Origin of the sequence: Microvirga puerhi (assembly GCF_020089865.1) — a bacterium.
Taxonomy (GTDB): Bacteria; Pseudomonadota; Alphaproteobacteria; order Rhizobiales; family Beijerinckiaceae; genus Microvirga; species Microvirga puerhi.
In genome coordinates this window covers 1-16,923 of sequence record NZ_JAIRBM010000020.1, presented here as the reverse complement: position 1 = coordinate 16,923, position 16,923 = coordinate 1, and the positions used below count along the sequence as shown (strand labels likewise).

16 protein-coding genes are annotated in these 16,923 nt (G+C 61.4%); 9 read left to right on the top strand and 7 right to left on the bottom strand.

Annotated elements, in window-relative coordinates:
• Window positions 1–108 precede the first annotated feature (108 nt).
• On the top strand, window positions 109–744 hold the full coding sequence (locus K9B37_RS20230; RefSeq protein ID WP_224315346.1) for a S24 family peptidase: 636 nt from the start codon (window positions 109–111) through the stop codon (window positions 742–744).
• A 101-nt stretch (window positions 745–845) separates the two neighbouring features.
• Here K9B37_RS20230 and K9B37_RS20225 read toward each other — a convergent pair whose 3' ends face one another.
• Both K9B37_RS20225 and K9B37_RS20220 read right to left on the bottom strand, forming a co-directional pair.
• Window positions 846–2,579: a lysine--tRNA ligase gene (locus K9B37_RS20225; protein ID WP_224315345.1), complete on the bottom strand. Its 1,734-nt coding sequence runs from the start codon at window positions 2,577–2,579 to the stop codon at window positions 846–848.
• A gap of 268 nt (window positions 2,580–2,847) precedes the next feature.
• Window positions 2,848–3,723 carry a transporter substrate-binding domain-containing protein gene (locus tag K9B37_RS20220; RefSeq protein WP_439651769.1) on the bottom strand — a complete coding sequence of 292 codons (876 nt, stop codon included), beginning with the start codon at window positions 3,721–3,723 and terminating at the stop codon, window positions 2,848–2,850.
• A gap of 124 nt (window positions 3,724–3,847) precedes the next feature.
• On the opposite strand from K9B37_RS20220, the gene K9B37_RS20215 reads away from it, so the two are divergent.
• Window positions 3,848–5,695 carry a glycosyltransferase family 2 protein gene (locus tag K9B37_RS20215; RefSeq protein WP_224315344.1) on the top strand — a complete coding sequence of 616 codons (1,848 nt, stop codon included), beginning with the start codon at window positions 3,848–3,850 and terminating at the stop codon, window positions 5,693–5,695.
• A gap of 219 nt (window positions 5,696–5,914) precedes the next feature.
• Here the strand turns inward: K9B37_RS20215 and K9B37_RS20210 are convergent, their stop codons facing one another.
• On the bottom strand, window positions 5,915–6,565 hold the full coding sequence (locus K9B37_RS20210) for a trna delta -isopentenylpyrophosphate transferase (RefSeq protein ID WP_224315343.1): 651 nt from the start codon (window positions 6,563–6,565) through the stop codon (window positions 5,915–5,917).
• 431 nt (window positions 6,566–6,996) lie between these two features.
• Between K9B37_RS20210 and K9B37_RS20205 the strand changes: the two genes are divergently transcribed.
• The gene (locus tag K9B37_RS20205) at window positions 6,997–7,563 is read left to right on the top strand and encodes a hypothetical protein (protein ID WP_224315342.1); all 567 of its coding nucleotides are present in this window, start codon (window positions 6,997–6,999) and stop codon (window positions 7,561–7,563) included.
• A gap of 4 nt (window positions 7,564–7,567) precedes the next feature.
• On the opposite strand, the gene K9B37_RS20200 is transcribed toward K9B37_RS20205, so the two are convergent.
• Genes K9B37_RS20200 through K9B37_RS20190 form a run of 3 tightly spaced genes read right to left on the bottom strand, consistent with a single transcriptional unit; the run spans window position 7,568 to window position 10,679 of the window.
• A complete protein-coding gene (locus K9B37_RS20200; protein WP_224315341.1) occupies window positions 7,568–8,566 on the bottom strand; it encodes a metallophosphoesterase in 999 nt (332 codons plus the stop codon).
• Complete coding sequence (locus tag K9B37_RS20195; RefSeq protein WP_224315340.1) at window positions 8,563–10,383, bottom strand: AAA family ATPase; 1,821 nt, start codon at window positions 10,381–10,383, stop codon at window positions 8,563–8,565. The genes K9B37_RS20200 and K9B37_RS20195 overlap by 4 nt, the downstream gene beginning before the upstream one ends.
• Window positions 10,383–10,679 (bottom strand): hypothetical protein, encoded by a 297-nt coding sequence (locus K9B37_RS20190; RefSeq protein ID WP_224315339.1) that lies wholly within the window; start codon window positions 10,677–10,679, stop codon window positions 10,383–10,385. The genes K9B37_RS20195 and K9B37_RS20190 overlap by 1 nt, the downstream gene beginning before the upstream one ends.
• 287 nt (window positions 10,680–10,966) lie before the next feature.
• On the opposite strand from K9B37_RS20190, the gene K9B37_RS20185 reads away from it, so the two are divergent.
• The 4 genes from K9B37_RS20185 to K9B37_RS20170 all read left to right on the top strand — a co-directional run bounded on the left by K9B37_RS20185 (window position 10,967) and on the right by K9B37_RS20170 (window position 12,983).
• Window positions 10,967–11,563 (top strand): hypothetical protein, encoded by a 597-nt coding sequence (locus tag K9B37_RS20185; RefSeq protein WP_224315338.1) that lies wholly within the window; start codon window positions 10,967–10,969, stop codon window positions 11,561–11,563.
• 176 nt (window positions 11,564–11,739) lie between these two features.
• Window positions 11,740–11,967: a hypothetical protein gene (locus K9B37_RS20180; protein WP_224315337.1), complete on the top strand. Its 228-nt coding sequence runs from the start codon at window positions 11,740–11,742 to the stop codon at window positions 11,965–11,967.
• A 33-nt stretch (window positions 11,968–12,000) separates the two neighbouring features.
• Window positions 12,001–12,276 carry a hypothetical protein gene (locus K9B37_RS20175; protein ID WP_224315336.1) on the top strand — a complete coding sequence of 92 codons (276 nt, stop codon included), beginning with the start codon at window positions 12,001–12,003 and terminating at the stop codon, window positions 12,274–12,276.
• 197 nt (window positions 12,277–12,473) lie between these two features.
• Complete coding sequence (locus tag K9B37_RS20170; RefSeq protein ID WP_224315335.1) at window positions 12,474–12,983, top strand: single-stranded DNA-binding protein; 510 nt, start codon at window positions 12,474–12,476, stop codon at window positions 12,981–12,983.
• 64 nt (window positions 12,984–13,047) lie between these two features.
• Here K9B37_RS20170 and K9B37_RS20165 read toward each other — a convergent pair whose 3' ends face one another.
• The gene (locus K9B37_RS20165) at window positions 13,048–13,941 is read right to left on the bottom strand and encodes a hypothetical protein (RefSeq protein ID WP_224315334.1); all 894 of its coding nucleotides are present in this window, start codon (window positions 13,939–13,941) and stop codon (window positions 13,048–13,050) included.
• 236 nt (window positions 13,942–14,177) lie between these two features.
• Here K9B37_RS20165 and K9B37_RS20160 point away from each other — a divergent pair, with 236 nt between their 5' ends.
• Together K9B37_RS20160 and K9B37_RS20155 are read left to right on the top strand one after the other, a co-directional pair.
• Entirely contained in the window at window positions 14,178–16,490 is a 2,313-nt protein-coding gene (locus K9B37_RS20160; RefSeq protein ID WP_224315333.1) for an acyl-CoA dehydrogenase, read from the top strand.
• Between the two features lie 69 nt (window positions 16,491–16,559).
• On the top strand, window positions 16,560–16,923 hold a 364-nt coding region (locus K9B37_RS20155), incomplete at its 3' end, for a hypothetical protein (RefSeq protein ID WP_224315332.1).

Here is a 16,923-nt window from a genome sequence, read left to right as displayed (position 1 = left end):
TTGTCGCTAAACCTTGTTCTCCATTGTTCGAGCCATAGAACAACCTTAATTCCTAATCATAGGTCGCGTTTCCAGTAGCGTTTTTGGCACCTCTCGAAGGTTCATCATATGTTGTCCCATGATCGCGTTTGGGCCGCTATCGATGCCCTGGCTTCCCGCCACGGCATGACCGCATCAGGCCTCGCCCGCAAGGCCGGGCTCGATGCCACAAGCTTCAACAAATCGAAGCGTACGAGTCCCGAAGGCCGGGATCGCTGGCCTTCGACCGAGTCGATCGCGAAGATCCTTCGCGCGACTGGCGCGACGCTGGAAGATTTCCTGCGTCTCGTTGAACCATCCGGTTCCTTACGCCGATCGACAATTCCCCTGATCAGCGTGACGCAGGCCGCATCGGGCAACAAGCTCTTCACCGAAGAGGGTCTGCCGGTCGGTGGCCCCGGCTGGGACGAGATCGACTTTCCCGACTTTGGTCAGGAGAAGGTCTTCGCCCTCGAGGTGACCGGCGATTCCATGGTGCCGCTTTATCGCGACGGCGACATCCTGATCGTGTCGCCGACCGCCGGCATGCGCAAGGGCGATCGCGTCGTGGTCCGCCTGACGAACGGCGAACTTCTCGCGAAGGAACTCCGCCGCCGCTCGGCAAAAACGCTGGAACTCGCCGCGTTGGAGCCGGGTCAGGAAGACCGGATGATCCCAGCCGAAGAGATCGTCTGGGTTGCACGGATCATGTGGGCGCGGCAATAGGAGCGCGTTAGAGCTGTTTCCACTGACGCGGAATCAGCTCTTTTCGTTGGCGTACCGCATTTTTTGACGACGAAGCGGATCCGGTTCGTCGAAAAATGCATCTAAGCCGCGCGCTCGGCACTCTTCGTTTTCAGGAAAGCCTCGTGCTCGCTCACGAGCTTCCCTTCCAGAGCTTTTTGGATCAGCGCTCGCGTTTCCTTGACACCGAACAGCGCGACGAACGAGCCAAATCGCGGACCGCGAGGCTCGCCCAAAAGCACCTGATAGATCGTGTTGAACCACTCGATCGAGACACCCGGACGCTCCGGCGTGGCGCCCTTGGCCTTGAGATCCTGGTAGCGCGGTTCGGCACGGCCGACATTGTAGATCTCTTCCTGAATGGCTTCCGCCGTCACAGGCCGCCCGCCGTTCTCGAAGGAACCGAGAATCTCCCAGAGCTTGTGCAAAGATGCGGCTTCCACATCGTCCGCCAGACGATAAGTCTTCTGCGGCTTCACGAAGTCTTCGAAGTAGCGTGCAGCCCGCTTCACGAGACTGTCGAGACGCGGATGGGTCTCCGGGGACACGTTGGGCGCGTAGCGACGAATGAAGCCCCAGATCACGCCCGGATCCTCGGAGTTTGCAACCGCCACGAGATTGAGCAGCATCGAGAAGGAGATCGTCGTTCCCGGCTGGTTGCCGCCGCCCGACGAGACCAGCTCCGGCGCCGGTGGGTGGCCGGCGTGGAGATGCCAGACGGGGTTCATCAGGCGTGCCTTCGCGTCCTGCGACGGATACTTCTCGAGGAACGTGAGATAATCGTCTACCTGACGTGGGATCACGTCGAAATAGAGCTTCTTCGCCTCACGCGGCTTGCTGAACATGAACAGCCCCAGGCTGTCTGGCGTACCATAGGTGAGCCACTCGTCGATGGTGAGGCCGTTGCCCTTGGACTTGGAGATCTTCTGTCCCTTCTCGTCCAGGAAGAGCTCGTAATTGAAGCCCTCCGGCGGCAGGCCGCCGAGCGCCTTCGCGATTTCGCCCGACAGCTTCACGCTGTCGATCAGGTCCTTGCCGGCCATTTCGTAGTCGACGCCGAGCGCAACCCAACGCATGGCCCAGTCCGGCTTCCATTGAAGTTTCGCGTGCCCTCCCGTCACCGGCGTCTCGAAACGCTCGCCCGTTTCCGGATCCCGCCAGACGATCGTGCCGGCATCGAGCTTGCGCTCATCGATGGGCACCTGCATCACGATGCCCGTCTTGGGATGGATCGGCAGGAACGGCGAATAGGATTGCTGCCGCTCTTCGCGCAGCGAGGGCAGCATGATCGCCATGACCGCATCGTAACGCTCAAGCACCGTGAGCAGCGTCTTGTCGAACCGGCCCGCCCTGTAGCACTCGGTCGCCGACAGGAACTCGTAATCGAACCCGAAAGCGTCGAGAAATTCGCGCAGGCGGGCATTGTTGTGATGGGCGAAGCTCTCGTGGGTTCCGAACGGGTCGGGCACCTGCGTCAGAGGCTTGCCGAGGGATGCCGCCACCAACTCCTTGTTCGGGATGTTGTCGGGAACCTTGCGCAGGCCGTCCATATCGTCAGAGAACGCATAGAGATGCGTCGGGATCGTATCGCCCGTCAGCAGCCGGAAGGCATAGCGAACCATGCTGGTGCGGGCGACCTCCCCGAACGTCCCGATATGCGGCAGGCCCGAGGGGCCATAACCGGTCTCGAACAGAACCTCCTTCTTGCCCGTCCGTTTGAGCCGCTCCACGAGCTTGCGGGCCTCCTCGAAGGGCCAGGCCGTCGCGGTTTGAGCGGCGTCGATGAGAGCGGGATCGAGAGATAGAGGTTGGGACATGTGACCTGAAGCTGATGAAAGGCGGCACACTAACGCATCATGCGGAAAAGTGGACCCGGTTTTCCGCGCCCCGATGCGCGGCTTGAAAGAGTGAACATCGAATGGATCCCAAACGTGGAGGCCACTCTGGGTCCGAGCTCTCTGGAACGACTTCCGTTTCGAAGGAACCGAAACCCGGGCCGGAGAACGAAGGTAGCCGCCCGTCGAAAGGCAGGCTATGCCTCGCAAATTATGCTCTAGGGAGCCTGCCGCCCGGGGTCAATGCGACTTAGAAGGGACTGACGGGAAAGAAACGCAGATAGAGCTCGGCATATTTTCCCTCCTTCCAGAGCTGCTGGAGAGCATAGTCGAAGGCCCGGCGCAGGTTCTCCTCGTCCTGTCGGACGACAAAGCCGATGCCTTCCCCGAAGAACCGGCTCTCGAGATAAGGACCGCCTGCGAAGTCGCAACATCCGGCGGAATCCTCGCCGCCGATCCATAGGGCAAGGCCCAACCCATCGGCGAACAGATAGTCGATCTGCCCGTCCTTCAGGGCTGTCTGAGCCTCAGCCATTTCTCCGAAACCTTTGAGGGTGGCGCCCGGCATGAAAGCCTTGGCATAGGCCTCATGTGCCGAGCCCGTGACGACGCCGATTGTCTTGCCGGCAAGGGACTTCACCTCTGGTGGCGGTTCGTTGCGGTCTTTCTTGACTGCAAAACGGGCCGGGATCTTGAAGTAAGGCGCCGTAACGGCGAAGCGCTGCCGGAGGGACGGCGTGATCGGAATGGCTGCGGCAACAACGTCTCCCTGACGATCGGCCAAGGCATCGAGGAGCGTGTCGAAGCGGCGCACTTGGATGGTGCAGGTGATGGCCAGGCGCTCGCAGGCGGTGCGGGCCAGCTCGACGGAGAATCCGGTCGGGTTGCCGTCAAGGCCACTGAAATCCAGAGGCGGGAAATCGTCGTCGATCAGAAACCTGATCGGGCGAAGGCCGGTGAGGTCCGGTCGCTCCAGCTGGACCCGCGGATCCCAGAAATTCGGGATGGCGACCCCCTGAGCCCACGCCGGAGTCAAGGCGGAAGAGCCGAGGATCAAGAACAATAGAACCTGCCCTATCGGCAGGGTCTTGATCTTACGGACGACGCGCGCGACGAATAAAGTCACATTGTATCGATGAGGCAATCGTCACCTTTTGCAAGCTGTCCCGCCATACCTGCGAAGACCGCTCGCCCCCGCGAACGAGGGTCTAGCGGAGGCCAGCCCACAGTCAACTCTCGACGGCCTCGTCTTGCCGCTGGAAATCGGTTTCCTGGCGGCTTACGGGATCGCGCCGACGGTTCTCCACGAAGCGGTGGCGAACGCTCGGGCCATAGGCGTTCCGGTCGACGTCCATCTCCTGAAGAGCGGCATCGTCGACGAAGTCACCTTCTACCGGGCGCTGGCAATGGAGCTCGGCCTCCCATTCACGGCTGCGCCACGTCCGTCGCGTCTCAGCCGCTATCCGGACAGCATCCTGGCCGGTATTGCTCCTCTGGAAGGCTTTGAGGGCTTCGTAGTCGCTCCGTCGGGCCCGGCTGTGTCCCAGTTTCTCCGGCACCGACATATCGCGCCACGAGGGCTCGTCGTCACGGCTCCAACCCGGCTGCGGCACGCGGTGATGCGTATCTGGCAGCGCAGAGTTGCCGAATTAGGGGCGAACGCCCTGCCGAATGCACGTCCGGAATTGTCGATCCGAGACGGTCTCGGAACGGGCCACATTGTGGGCCTCGCGCTTCTTTCGCTCGTCTTGTCCTACGGTGCCGTAAGGGCACCCGCCATGACAATCGCCGCGCTGGGCACAGGGTTGAGCCCGCTGTTCTTCGCAGCCGTCGTCCTGCGATTGGCAACCGTTTTGCTGGGACACCCGCCGGAGCCGCGCCGGTCGATCCGACGCGAAGACGACGCCGCGCTGCCGATCTATACGGTCATCGTGCCCCTCTATCGGGAGCGACGGATTGCGACGCGGCTCGTCACGGCCTTGTCACGGCTCGATTATCCATCGGCCAAGCTCGACATCAAGTTCGTTCTGGAGGCCGACGACCAGGAAACGCCAGCGGCTCTTGCGGCCATCGCCATGCCCGGATTCATCGAGGTGATCGTTGCTCCCGCCGGAAATCCCAGGACCAAGCCGCGAGCGCTGAACATCGCCCTGCCCCTGGCCCGCGGTCGCTACGTCGTGATCTACGATGCGGAGGACGTGCCCGAACCGGGTCAGTTGCGGCAGGCGGCCCGGGCCTTCGCCACCGCCCCGCCGGACGTCGCCTGCCTCCAGGCGCGGCTGACGATCGACAATACTGACGATACTTGGCTCACGCGCCTCTTCACCATCGAATATGCGATCCTCTTCGACGTGTTCAATCCTGGTCTCGCCGAGATTGGAAGCCCGATCGCGCTCGGCGGGACCTCCAACCACTTCCGCATCGATATCTTGCGGCGCGTCCATGGCTGGGACGCATGGAACGTAACGGAAGATGCGGACCTCGGCATTCGCCTGGCGCGGTGGGGATATCGCGTCCACGACCTCCCCTCCTCGACGCTCGAGGAGGCTCCCGCGACGCTGCGAACCTGGATGAACCAGCGCACCCGCTGGATGAAAGGCTTCATGCAAACCTGCATCAGCCATTCCCGTGCGCCGCGAGCGGTCCTGTCGGAACTCGGACCGTGGCAGTGTCTTGGGGCAGCGATCCTCACCTATGGCACGGTACTGAGCGCACTGGTCTTTCCCATCTTCACCGGACTGTTTCTGCTGACATGGCGGGATGAGGCTGGTCTGGCCACGATCGTTTCGGGCTCCAATCTCCTGCGGGCCTGGAGCGGGACGCTGTTCGCGATGGGTCTTGCGGCGATCTTCCTTCCGGCCCTGATGGCCCTCAAGCGGCGGCGTCTATGGCGGCTTCTGCCGTGGACGGCACTCCTTCCCATCTATTACCTGCTGGTGAGCGTGGCCGCCTGGCGAGCGATATGGGAGGTGATGCATGTGCCGTTTCACTGGAACAAGACCAGCCACGGCCTGGCGAAAACCTCACGGAGCGGATTGCTTCAGAAACACCATGCGAGGGCTGCGGACACGACGTCGCTGAACACGGCGGCGCCTTGACGCCACCACAGCAAACCGCCGGCACCGATCAGGCACAGCGTAGCTCCCACGATAAGGCCACGGCCGACCCATCGATCCTGCCTGCCGGTTTGGGAAATCTCGGAGCCGAGACTCATACCGCGTCCATCCTCATATGCTGTCATCCCTATGATAGAGGCGGATTCTCTCATCGAGAAGGGGACGATCGCTCGCCCCCTTCTCGATGAGAATTACAACAGATCACGCTGCCTTCTTGGACGGCCAGCCGAGTTCCACGAGACGAGCCTTCGCGAAATCCCGGATCTCGTCGCGGATTCCTTCCGGCAGATCGTTCAGGACACGCTGCGTTTCCGCGTGAAGCATGAGATCCGTCACGGCGTTGATGGTCTTCGCCTTGCTGATCTTCTGCTTCAGATCTGCCTCCACATTGGCGTCGGGGGCGACGATCTCGACGGCAGTCTTCTCGGGTTCGATCTGCGCCTCCGCATGGACCGGACGGCTATTGCGGAACTCGTCTGCTTCCTCCTCGGAATAGACAAGCCCATGAAGCTCGATGAGCTTCAGGATCACGCGGTCCTTCGCACGCTTCTCGGCCATCGCATAGACGTATGCCGCCTGCTTGCCCGAGACACGGTAGTTCGTGCCGACCAGCGCTTCGCCGATGGACCATTCCAGCCGTTCTCCCATGCGCCCGGTCACCAGAATAACGGCCTCGTCGCGCTCGGCGCGGACGATCATCGGCGGTTCGAACTGGATCTTGGCCTGCGCCGCGATGCGCTCGAGCGCCTTGTGATAGATCACGGCCGTGCCTTGGACCCGCCAGACGTTGCCGGCCATCGGCTCGCCGAACTTGGCCAGGACCTCAGCGATCTTCTTATCAGTGGTATTCATCTCGACCCTCATCCTTGAAGAGGAGGCCGCGAAGCACTCGCGGGCCGGTGAGCGCCCCATTGAGAAGCAGCTCGTTCTATGTTTGTTCTATAGCAAATCAGGTCTTTCAGGTCCAGTTTCGGAGCAGTATTGCCAAGGTTAAAACCCCTTATTTTACGGCAACTTCAGCCATCGCGTCGTTTTGCCTCAAGTTATGTTTCACATCCGGCAGTCGGCCTGCTTAGCCCTACCGATCGGTGAGCCTGCTAAGAATTGACGGCATACCTTACGTTCTATATTTGTTCTACGACCATTTCTATGGAGCGCAGGATCAATTTCTTAACCTGTGCGGCCGATTTTCCGGAGGAGCGATGTCAGCACAAGCCCTTCTCGACCTCTCTTCGCGGCACGCGCCTCGCTCAGGCCCCCGACGTGCGCGCAAGAGCTCGGCTGTGCCTGTGACACGGCCCTCCTTGATCGCGGACTTTCTCGCCATCTGCGAACTCGATGCGGAGATCGAGACATTGCGGGCGCCAGCTTCGGTCGCCGTGTTCGATCTGGGGGATATGACTGTTGAGCACGTGGCGGATTTTGAAATCGTCCGCGACGGTACGGCATTCCTCGTGGACATCGTCACCGACGAGGATCTGCTGAGCCATCCTCTGCGCGCTGCCGCCATTCACGGATCGGTGGCTAATGACGGTCGGCCATTCACCTTCGAGACGGCAGCGAGCCTGCGCGCCGAGCCCCGCCTCGCGACGGTACGCCTAATCACGGCGTGCCGTCGCACGCCCGTGACGGCGGGAGATCGCGTGCGGATCCTGCATCAGCTCGACGAATGCGGAACGATGCGGCTCGTAGACTGCGCGAGCGCTGCGATGAACGCCGCCGATGGCGTCGCAGCCGTCCTGGCCCTCGCCTGCGAGGGATTGGTCGCCGTCGATATCAGCCGCCCAATCCTTCCCGAGACACCTGTACGGCGACGACGCCTCCCCTATTCCGATCCTTTCGCGTTCTAAACGATCAGGAGCGGGCGTGGCGCTCTACGGCCTCGCCGAGAAGCGAACGCACGATGGCGCGCACCACATCCGAGGTCTCGTTCGATTGAAAGTGTGCCTCAATCTCGTCGCGCAGAATCGAGCCGTCGCCACTGCGCCGCAATTCGGTCGGCGACTCCGCCTGTAGGAGTGTGACGAAGGCGCTCTCCACGGCCTGCGCGACGGCCGCCTCCTCGGCCGCATCGACCAAGCGTCCGGTCAGATCGAAGACATCCGTTTCGAACGGCAGCGCCTCGGGGACAAGTTCGCCGCTGGCGTCCAGAATCCAGGCGCGTGGAACGTGGTCGACAAGATCGACCGACTGACGTGTGATGTTGCCGGGATTAAGCCAGCGCGTGCGCCCCGCCGTCACGCCCTTCTGGGTCTTGTGAATGTGACCATTGACGAGAAGGTCGCAGGCCTCAATGGCGAAAGGTGGGACCGCACCTGGATAGCCGCCGTCGAAGGCGATGTCGTGGTGCGTGAACCAAGCCTGCCAGTCCACATCCGTGAAGGAGCCGCGAATGTCCGTTGGAATCGCCTGACCGAACGGCGTCATGCCGACGCCAATCTTACGGTCCCCGATCCGATACGACGCGACAGGTACCGATGTCGCTACGACATCCACGACATCACACAAACCGAGGAGCGCCAGCGTATCGCTGTCCGTCAGGGTCATATGCTGGATATCGTGATTGCCGACATTGACGACGGGACGGTGTTTGAATCCCTTCAAGACACGGATCAGCTGGTTCTTCAGCGCTTCATCGGGCTCCACGGGACGATCGAACAGATCGCCGAGGATGACGACTGCGAGATCGCGAGCATTGGCAAGAGAAACGCAATGCTCGAGCTTGGAGAGAACCGGTTGCGGCCAGAGCGCATCCTTGCGCCGTCCCGGACGGCGTGAACCCACATGCGGATCTCCGATGACGAGGAGCCCGCTGCAGGTTTGCGTATCGAGGCGATCACCGAAAAGGATCATGCGTTCAGTGGCTCCACGGTGGAATGAGATGAATGGTCGAGCAATGTGTCGATACTGACGGGCGAACCGCAGGTCGGACAGAGTCCGCCGCTTTCCTCGACCAAGTCGGCCATCGCAGCACGAAGTGCGCTGGCCTCAGCATCAATCCGCACCAGCTTCTCCCGTGCCTGCGCAGACGCGCCCCGAAGGAGGGTGAGGCGCTTCCGGACCTCTTGCGCCGATTGCAGATTTTCAAGAGCTGGCGGCCCGTCAGGCAACACCTGCAAGCAAGCCAAGCGCGATTTGGCGCGATGAAGGCGTCCGGCAACATCCAGAGTGGCGCGTCCAATGCGCTCGCGCTCCTGGATATGCTGCATGGCGGTGGAGAGTTTCAGAAAGCTCTGAGGCTCTGGCAGCGCCGCCGTCGCCTCGGCACGTGCACGTGCCTGACGCACCTGACGCGTCATCGCCCGCAACCGTTCCATGGTCTGGCTTTGCGATTGGAGGCGCTTCTCAGCCGTCTTAATCGCGGATGCACGATCCTGCGCATCCGCGAGAATCTCTCTCAAACTGCCGAGCACTTCAAAGCTTTCCAACTCGGTCCGGAGGTTCGCGAGTTCACGTTCACCATTGCGCACGAGTGCATTGTCGCGAGCGCAGCGTTCGCGGTGAATGATGAGCATGTCGCGGATATAGCTTGCCTCCTGTCCGATCGACAGGACGGCCGAACGCCGAGATGCAGGTTCACCCAGAAGAAAAACCGGGAATTTCTGATGCGCGATGTGAACGTCGAGGTCTTCGACCTTGGTGATGCGGAACAGCTCGCCGACCCAGTCCGGAACCGTGCGACCGCCGGTCTCGTAGCGCATGGACGGCGTCTCTACCACGCGCCCATCGGACTCATGCAGCGACCAGATATTGACCGGTGTGCGGCGCGGCTGGCGTATGAAGCGAAGGATACGCCCGCCCGCCACTCCAATCTCGATTTTCGCAGATTTCGCGCCGGCGCGCACGAGGCTGTCGCGCGCCTCGCCGTAGAACATGGCGCGGAGAGCCCGGATGAACGTGGACTTGCCGCGATTATTCGGCCCGATCAGGGCATTGACACCGGGGCTCAAGGGCAACGTCGCATCTTCATAGGCCTGCACGTTGACGAGCCGGATGAAGCGCAGGCCGGGCGCGGCATCATTCCATGCAGCGCTGCACTCGACGGACTCGATCGTCACACCGGTACGAGGCTCGCCGACGACGCGGGCGATATGGAACTGACCGGAGAATTGCGACAAATCGTGGTGGGATACCGCCAAGCACTGCACGCCGAGCCTCGCCGCACCGTCTTCGAGCACGCGATAGAAGGAGGCAACGCGCTCAGGGGCGATCCAGCAATCGGCCTCGTCGAGAGCCAGGAAGCGGGCGACGTCCGCCTTCACCACGGCAATCAGCCGCAGGGCCATGCCGATCACGTTGGTAAGCGCCCCGCCGTTGTCCTCCAGCACGTCTTCCAAGGTCCCATCGGGACGCCGCACGCAAATATCGAGCGCCGCAAGGCCACGCTCCGTGGACAGGTCGAGGGCAACCGGCTTTTCGCCGGGAAGGACTTCTTGCACGAGTGCAGTCAGGAGCGTTTCGAAGGCCGCGAGATTGCGCCGGCTGGCGCTGCCGTGAACGGCGTCGATGAAGGCTTCGACCTCGTCCTTGACTGCAAGGCGTCCCTTGGCCAATTCGATGTCGCGCGTCAGCTCGTCCAAACGAATCTTCAGCGCATCGCGGCGCCCTTCCAGGCGTGCAAGCGCTGCAGCTGTCCTGGCAATGTCGCTGTCGACGAGTTCTGTCTGCATCAGGGCTCGCCCCCGAGCTGACGGAGACGATCCTCGACATCGCGAAGAACGGCTTCGAAATCTGCGACGCGCCTCGTGTTCTCCTCCTGGGCCGCTTCAATCTGTCGCTGCAGCTCCGCCTCGTCGTCGGTCCCGAACTCCTCTCTCGCCTGTGCACGGGCCTGTTCGAGCTCTCCCGTCAGCCGTTCGACCTCGCCCTCCGCCCTGATCCGCTCTGCCCGAAGCTTTTCAAACATCGTCCTTAACTCTTCGAGACGCCTCAAGCTGTCGTTCTCCGGGCGTTTCAGACTTGTCATTTTCGGGTCTCTCCCTTTGCCGCAGCTTGGCCCTGTCCAATCAAGCTGAGCCGTGAATCTTTGCGAGAGCTTCGTCTCATTTTTCGGAAGCCTGCGGGAATCTCTTTAATCCTATTTCCCTGGCCACCACATAATGTCCGTTACTCCGAGATTACAGTCCATGCGAGCGCATTTGCTTGACATGGAACCTCCTCGCGGTATGTTCTCTTTTTGTTCCTATTGCAACAGATGGGCTGCGGGGATGGCGCCATTATGGCACCCGCTGCCATCGCTGGGAGGATGTCGGAATGGCAGCCGTAGCGGAAGAGCAATTCCTGTTCGAGAACGAAGAATGGCTGGTGACCGCGAGCGGCCTCGAACACAAGGGAACGGGCTACTTCATCGAGCGTGAGAGCCTCGGTGAGAGGCGGGGCGACGGCCTGTGGGCCTGGCCCCTGCACATGGCGGAAAAGACATGGTGCGCCATGGCCCCGTTCGCGGAGGCGTTCTCCTGCGCCGTGGCGGTTCATCGCCTGGAGCCCGATCTCGATCTGGCCAGAACCTTCACCATTGCGCGCCGCGAGATTTCCAGCTGGCCGGAACGTTCTTCGCAGGCCGTTCCATCACCACTGACGACCTTGCAAAAGCGGCCGGCGGATCCCATTTTCGGACGACGCAGCCATGCTGAAAAACACAGCGGCAGCGACGCTTTTCGAGAGATTTCAAGAAGCCCGCGCTCGCGCGACTTGGAAGGAATTCGCTCCTTCTCGGCCCATACGCGACTTGGCCCCTCCCGCTTCGATTTTGCGCAGCCTTCGGGCTTTCGGTGGCGGGCTCGACAACGGATTCGCAAGACAGGAACGAAACTCGTTCGGATGATTCAAGACGCATGGAACATACAGTGAACTTATTGCCAAGCTCCGTCGCCTCTACACGGCGTAGTGACAGATCGGGATCGCGGTGCGCTGACGATACATACACGCCTCCGGCAACAGCCGAGGACTTCGCGCGGCATGTGATCTTCGCGATCTGCCAATCCAGCGTCACGCCATCCGTCGGACGCAGGGCATATGAGCAGTGCGTGCGCATACTCGAGATCGGCGCGTCGGTCCGCATGGGATTTCGGCATCCAGGCAAAGCCGAGGCCATCGATCGGGTCTGGCAGGAGCGCGATCGATTCTTTCGCAGTTATGTGGAAAGCAACGACAAAATTGCCTGTCTGGCTGATCTGCCCTGGATCGGGCCTGTGACGAAAAGAATTCTGGCCCGCCGTCTCGGCCTTTTCGCCGACCAGCGGTCCATTGCTTGAACCGAAGAAGAACGACAAAAAGAGGTGTCCCTGATGTCCAAGGAACGTGCAAGCGATGTGGGGTTCTGCGTCGTCGACAGCAATGCCGACGTCATCGCGGATAATCTCATCCACCGGGTCCGTGAAAGCGCCGCCGAGATGGAAAGCCAGATCAACCGACTCTATCGAGGCCGCAAGACCTACGATCTGAGCGATGGTGCTACGGCGGATCTCGATAAGCTGATCGAGCGCCTGACCTACATGGCGAAGACCCTTCGCGAGGTTCGCGGCGCCCAGTCGTCAGTCGTATACCTCCAGGCGGCCGAGTAACCGCGCACCGGCAGCTCGCAGGAATTCTCCGCGATCTTCGCTAGTGCAACATCATCATCCCACATGTCTCCCATTCGGTTTCCTTATCCTCTTGTACTTTTTCCGGAACAAAGATAGAACAAAAGAGATGCTCGATCCCGGGCAGGAGAGCGAAACCGACCTGACAATCGTCAGGAGAGATGAGTGGAGACAGTGCCATGGCAGGCAGTGTGAACAAGGTGATATTGGTCGGCAACCTGGGGCGTGACCCTGAGGTGCGGCGTCTGAACTCGGGCGAGCCGGTGGTGAACCTGCGGATTGCGACCTCTGAGACCTGGAAGGACAAGGCGTCCGGCGAGCGCAAGGAGAAGACCGAGTGGCACTCGGTGGTGATCTTCAACGAGAACTTGGCGCGGGTGGCGGAGCAGTATCTGAAGAAGGGCTCGAAGGTCTACATCGAAGGCCAGCTGCAGACGCGCAAGTGGCAGGATCAGCAGGGCCAGGAGAAGTACACCACCGAGGTGGTGCTGCAGCGCTTCCGCGGCGAATTGACGATTCTCGACAGCCGCGGTGGCGGTTCGGGCGAGTATGAGGAGGAGGCGGGGCAGATCAGCCGCGGCGGCGAGTTCGGGCGTTCCTCGCCGATGGAGCGGCGGCCGGCGCCGGCTCAGGCCTCCGGTGGCGCACCCTCCCGCTTCTCCGATATCGACGACGATATCCCGTTCTAGATGGAAGATATCCGACAGCAAGGTCCGGGCCATTCGGCCCGGATTTTTTTATGTCGTAACGACATCAGTGATCGGATACCGCCCTCCGAGTCTGTACTGATCGCTCCATCCGGCGCAGCTCCCGGGCCTTCTCTCGCAACTCTTCTCGATCAGGCAGCCACCACCCCCGGCGCGCTATGTTCATCGGATCATCTGCAGCCTTGGCAGGCCTCGCTCGATAGATCTCCGATAGGAGCGGCACACGCCAATGCGCCCAGACATATCGGTTCAGGCTCGGTTTCACATGAGGATAGAGGTCCTCCGCAACAACTTCTCTAAGAGGCTCCGTATCGACAGCTTCGAAAATCACGATTCCCCAAGTTCTCGTGGCGACAAGTTCACCGAGCGGTGGAAGCTCATCCTCCGGCACCGGATAGCGGAACCGTCGCCGCTCGGTCTGTCGCACGGGGCTGGCCCCCTGATCCTTCATCTTCTGTCGTCGTCTCCGACGCGCCTCGGGCTCGTTGCGTCGGGCCGCCGCCTCGATCTCCGGCCAGAGAGAAAGGAGCGCGTCATAGGACCGGAATGGGACGCGCCAAATCTTCGCCGCGGGATCCCAGCGGGCCCAGGGAATACGGCGCATTGCCTCCACGACGGTGCGTGAATAGGGCGTGCGCACCGCCAGATCATCCCCGACGATCAGATAGGGACTTGCGAGAGGCTCGAACGCAAAGGCATCGCGTCCCTTGTCGTCCGCATGACGATCGAGCGTCTCGAGTTCCTGCGAGATCCATGCATTCAGTCGGCGGACGGCTGTCGTCCCGGGCACGAACCAGCATTCTTCGTCAGCGCGCCAGCGCGCGCGGGGAAAGGCCTCGCGGAACCGCCGCACCAGCTCGCGATCATATGGAAAGGTTGCGAAGGCACCAGGCTTACTGCCGTCTGAAGCAGTGACCCGGAAGGCGGATGTGATCTCCATTTCCTATGCCTTGTTGCCATGCCTTGGCTGCTCGGCCCGATCCTTTGAGATAACACATGGTCGCGATCTTTCGATCCCGTCTCCTGTCACACATGCCGTTGCGCAACCTTTGACCTTGCCAAGGCCTCGCAACCCTGGGCGAAATCCATTTCCCCTCTACAAAGAGGGCAGGAACGGACCAGCCGCATTTGGGTGCTGTGCGCCCGGGTGGCATGGAGCGGAGCGAGCAAGACGCCATGACCGACCAGAGTTTTCGCCTGAAATGGCTGTCAGGACCTGCCTTCCGGTTTGCCAGGAAAGCCATGCCCGGCTTGTCCGCGACGGAAAGCGAAGCCATCGAGGCAGGCGATGTCTGGTGGGATGGAGACCTGTTCACCGGGAATCCCGACTGGAACAAGCTCCTCTCCTTTCCGCCGGCCCGCCTGTCGCCCGAGGAGGAGGCTTTCCTTTCCGGTCCGGTCGAGACTTTGTGCGACATGCTCGACGATTGGCGCATCACCTGGACGGATCGCGACCTTCCCGAAGAAGCCTGGACCTTCCTGAAGCAGAACAGATTCTTCGGCATGATCATTCCCAAGGCATACGGAGGCCTCGGCTTCTCCGCCTATGCGCATTCGGAAGTCGTGCGGAAGATCTCCACCCGCTCGGTCGCGGCCGCCGTTGCCACCATGGTGCCGAATTCTTTGGGACCAGGCGAATTGCTCCTTCAGTTCGGCACCAAGGAGCAGCAGGATTACTGGTTGCCACGGTTGGCGGACGGCCGCGAGATTCCGTGTTTTGGGTTGACTAGTCCGGAGGCCGGTTCCGATGCCGCATCGATGACCGATACGGGGATCATCTGTCACGGCACGCATGAGGGTCAGGAGGTCCTCGGCATCCGCCTCAACTGGCATAAGCGCTACATCACTCTCGGCCCCATTGCGACGGTGCTGGGCCTCGCCTTCAAGCTGCGCGATCCGGAGCGATTGCTAGGCAGTGAGGAGGAGATCGGGATCACGGTAGCCCTGGTCCGGACGAACTCTCCCGGTGTGGAGATCGGACGCCGCCATATTCCGTGTTTCCAGATGTTTCAGAACGGACCGAATGCCGGTCACGACGTGTTCATTCCTTTGGACGACGTGATCGGCGGCCGCGCGCATGTGGGTCAGGGCTGGCGCATGCTCATGAGCGCGCTTGCAGCAGGCCGCGGGATCTCCCTCCCCTCCCTGTCGGCCGCCGGCGCGGCTTTCGCTGCACACACCAGCGGCGCCTATGCGCGAATCCGCGAACAGTTCCACGTCCCGATCGGACGCTTCGAGGGCGTGCAGGAAAAACTCGCAGCCATCGCCGGCACAGCGTACCAGCTCGATGCAGCACGGCGCCTCATTTGCGGGGCGCTCGATCAAGGACATCACCCGGCGGTGATCTCCGGCATCATGAAGCTTCAGGCCACCGAGCGCATGCGCACGGCCCTCAACGATGCCATGGACATTCATGCCGGCAAGGCCGTGATCGACGGCCCCCTCAATTATCTCGGCAACTTCTATCGCGCGATTCCCGTCGGTATCACCGTCGAAGGCGCCAATATCCTGACCCGCTGCCTAATCATCTTCGGCCAGGGTGCTATTCGCAGCCATCCCTATATCCTCAAGGAACTTCTGGCTCTCAACGATTCCGATGAGGAGCGCGGACTGGCGGCCTTCGACAAGATTTTCTGGGCGCATGTCGGCCATACAGCCAAGACCTTTTTCCGCACCTGGGGCCGGAGCTGGAGTGGCGGCCTTCTCTCCCCTGCTCCGAATGCCGGCGCTGCGACGCGATATTATCGGCAAGCGGGGCGCTATGCGTCAGCCTTCGCCCTTGCAGCCGATTTCGCATTTCTGACCATGGGCGGTGCTCTCAAGCGACGGGAACTGATCTCGGCGCGCTTCGGCGACATCCTCTCGGAGCTATATCTGCTGTCTGCGGCGCTCAAGCGCTGGCAGGATGAAGGACGACAGCCCGATGACCTGCCGCTTCTGCGCTACTGCATGCTCCGCAGTTTCCGGACGATCGAGGCGCGCTTCGCAGAGATCTTGGCCAACCTGCCCAATCGCCCCGTCGCTTGGCTCCTGAAACTTCTCATCCAGCCGCTGGGCGCAAAAGCACTCGGACCGTCCGATGCGCTGATCGCGCAATGCGCTCAGATTCTGCTCGAGCCCTCGACTGCGCGCGACCGGCTGACGCCCGGACTTTATCACGGAAAGAGCGACGACGGTCTCGCGCGTCTCGAGAGGGCCTTTGCACTGGTCGCACGTACGCAGCCGATCCGTAATCGCCTGAAGAAGGCAGGCGACGCGGACTGGCGCGCCGCTCTCAAGAAGGAGACCCTTCCCGATGCTGACATGCGCCTTATGGAAGAGATGGAGAAGGCTGTCGCGGCAGCAATCGAAGTCGATTCCTTCCCCGCCGATCAGGTCTCGCCATCACGCCGAACATCACCACCAGCGAGCGACCCGGAACCCTCTGCGGATAGCCAGCCTTCAGCCTATGGAGGGGTGATTTCGGATCCCTCTCTAACCTTTCATTAACCATGAAAGCGCATCTTAGAGAGACAGGCGCAGACGGAATCGCGCGCCGTTTTCTCCAGGAGGCGGCCAATGGCGAATACACCTTTTTCAAAAGTTCTCGACGAGAAGATCACGCAGATCGAGCAGATTGCTGCCGCGATCGCTGAAGATGCCGAAGACGGCGAGCTTCGCGAGCTGCGGAATGTCTTGCTTGGTATCGCAGGCGTGATCGAGCGCGATCCTGGAATCGAAATGGCATCCGATGATTTGTATGCGGCCGCATCAGTCGCCGTCTCGGACAGCATCTCCGGCACACGTCCTTATATGCGCAAGCGTCGTTTGCTTGAGAGTGCGTCGTGTCGTTTGGTTGGTCGTCTGAGGCGGTACCGTGACGACGCGGTTGAGGCTGAAGCATTGGAGGCTTTGGCGCAGGATGGGGTTGTGTCGGCGGCGC

Coding starts and splice junctions, on each gene's coding strand:
- K9B37_RS20230 (WP_224315346.1), top strand. CDS start 109: ATGTTGTCCCATGATCGCGTTTGGGCCGCTATCGATGCCCTGGCTTCC.
- K9B37_RS20225 (WP_224315345.1), bottom strand. CDS start 2,579: ATGTCCCAACCTCTATCTCTCGATCCCGCTCTCATCGACGCCGCTCAA.
- K9B37_RS20210 (WP_224315343.1), bottom strand. CDS start 6,565: ATGAATACCACTGATAAGAAGATCGCTGAGGTCCTGGCCAAGTTCGGC.
- K9B37_RS20200 (WP_224315341.1), bottom strand. CDS start 8,566: ATGATCCTTTTCGGTGATCGCCTCGATACGCAAACCTGCAGCGGGCTC.
- K9B37_RS20195 (WP_224315340.1), bottom strand. CDS start 10,383: ATGCAGACAGAACTCGTCGACAGCGACATTGCCAGGACAGCTGCAGCG.
- K9B37_RS20190 (WP_224315339.1), bottom strand. CDS start 10,679: ATGACAAGTCTGAAACGCCCGGAGAACGACAGCTTGAGGCGTCTCGAA.
- K9B37_RS20185 (WP_224315338.1), top strand. CDS start 10,967: ATGGCAGCCGTAGCGGAAGAGCAATTCCTGTTCGAGAACGAAGAATGG.
- K9B37_RS20175 (WP_224315336.1), top strand. CDS start 12,001: ATGTCCAAGGAACGTGCAAGCGATGTGGGGTTCTGCGTCGTCGACAGC.
- K9B37_RS20170 (WP_224315335.1), top strand. CDS start 12,474: ATGGCAGGCAGTGTGAACAAGGTGATATTGGTCGGCAACCTGGGGCGT.
- K9B37_RS20165 (WP_224315334.1), bottom strand. CDS start 13,941: ATGGAGATCACATCCGCCTTCCGGGTCACTGCTTCAGACGGCAGTAAG.
- K9B37_RS20160 (WP_224315333.1), top strand. CDS start 14,178: ATGACCGACCAGAGTTTTCGCCTGAAATGGCTGTCAGGACCTGCCTTC.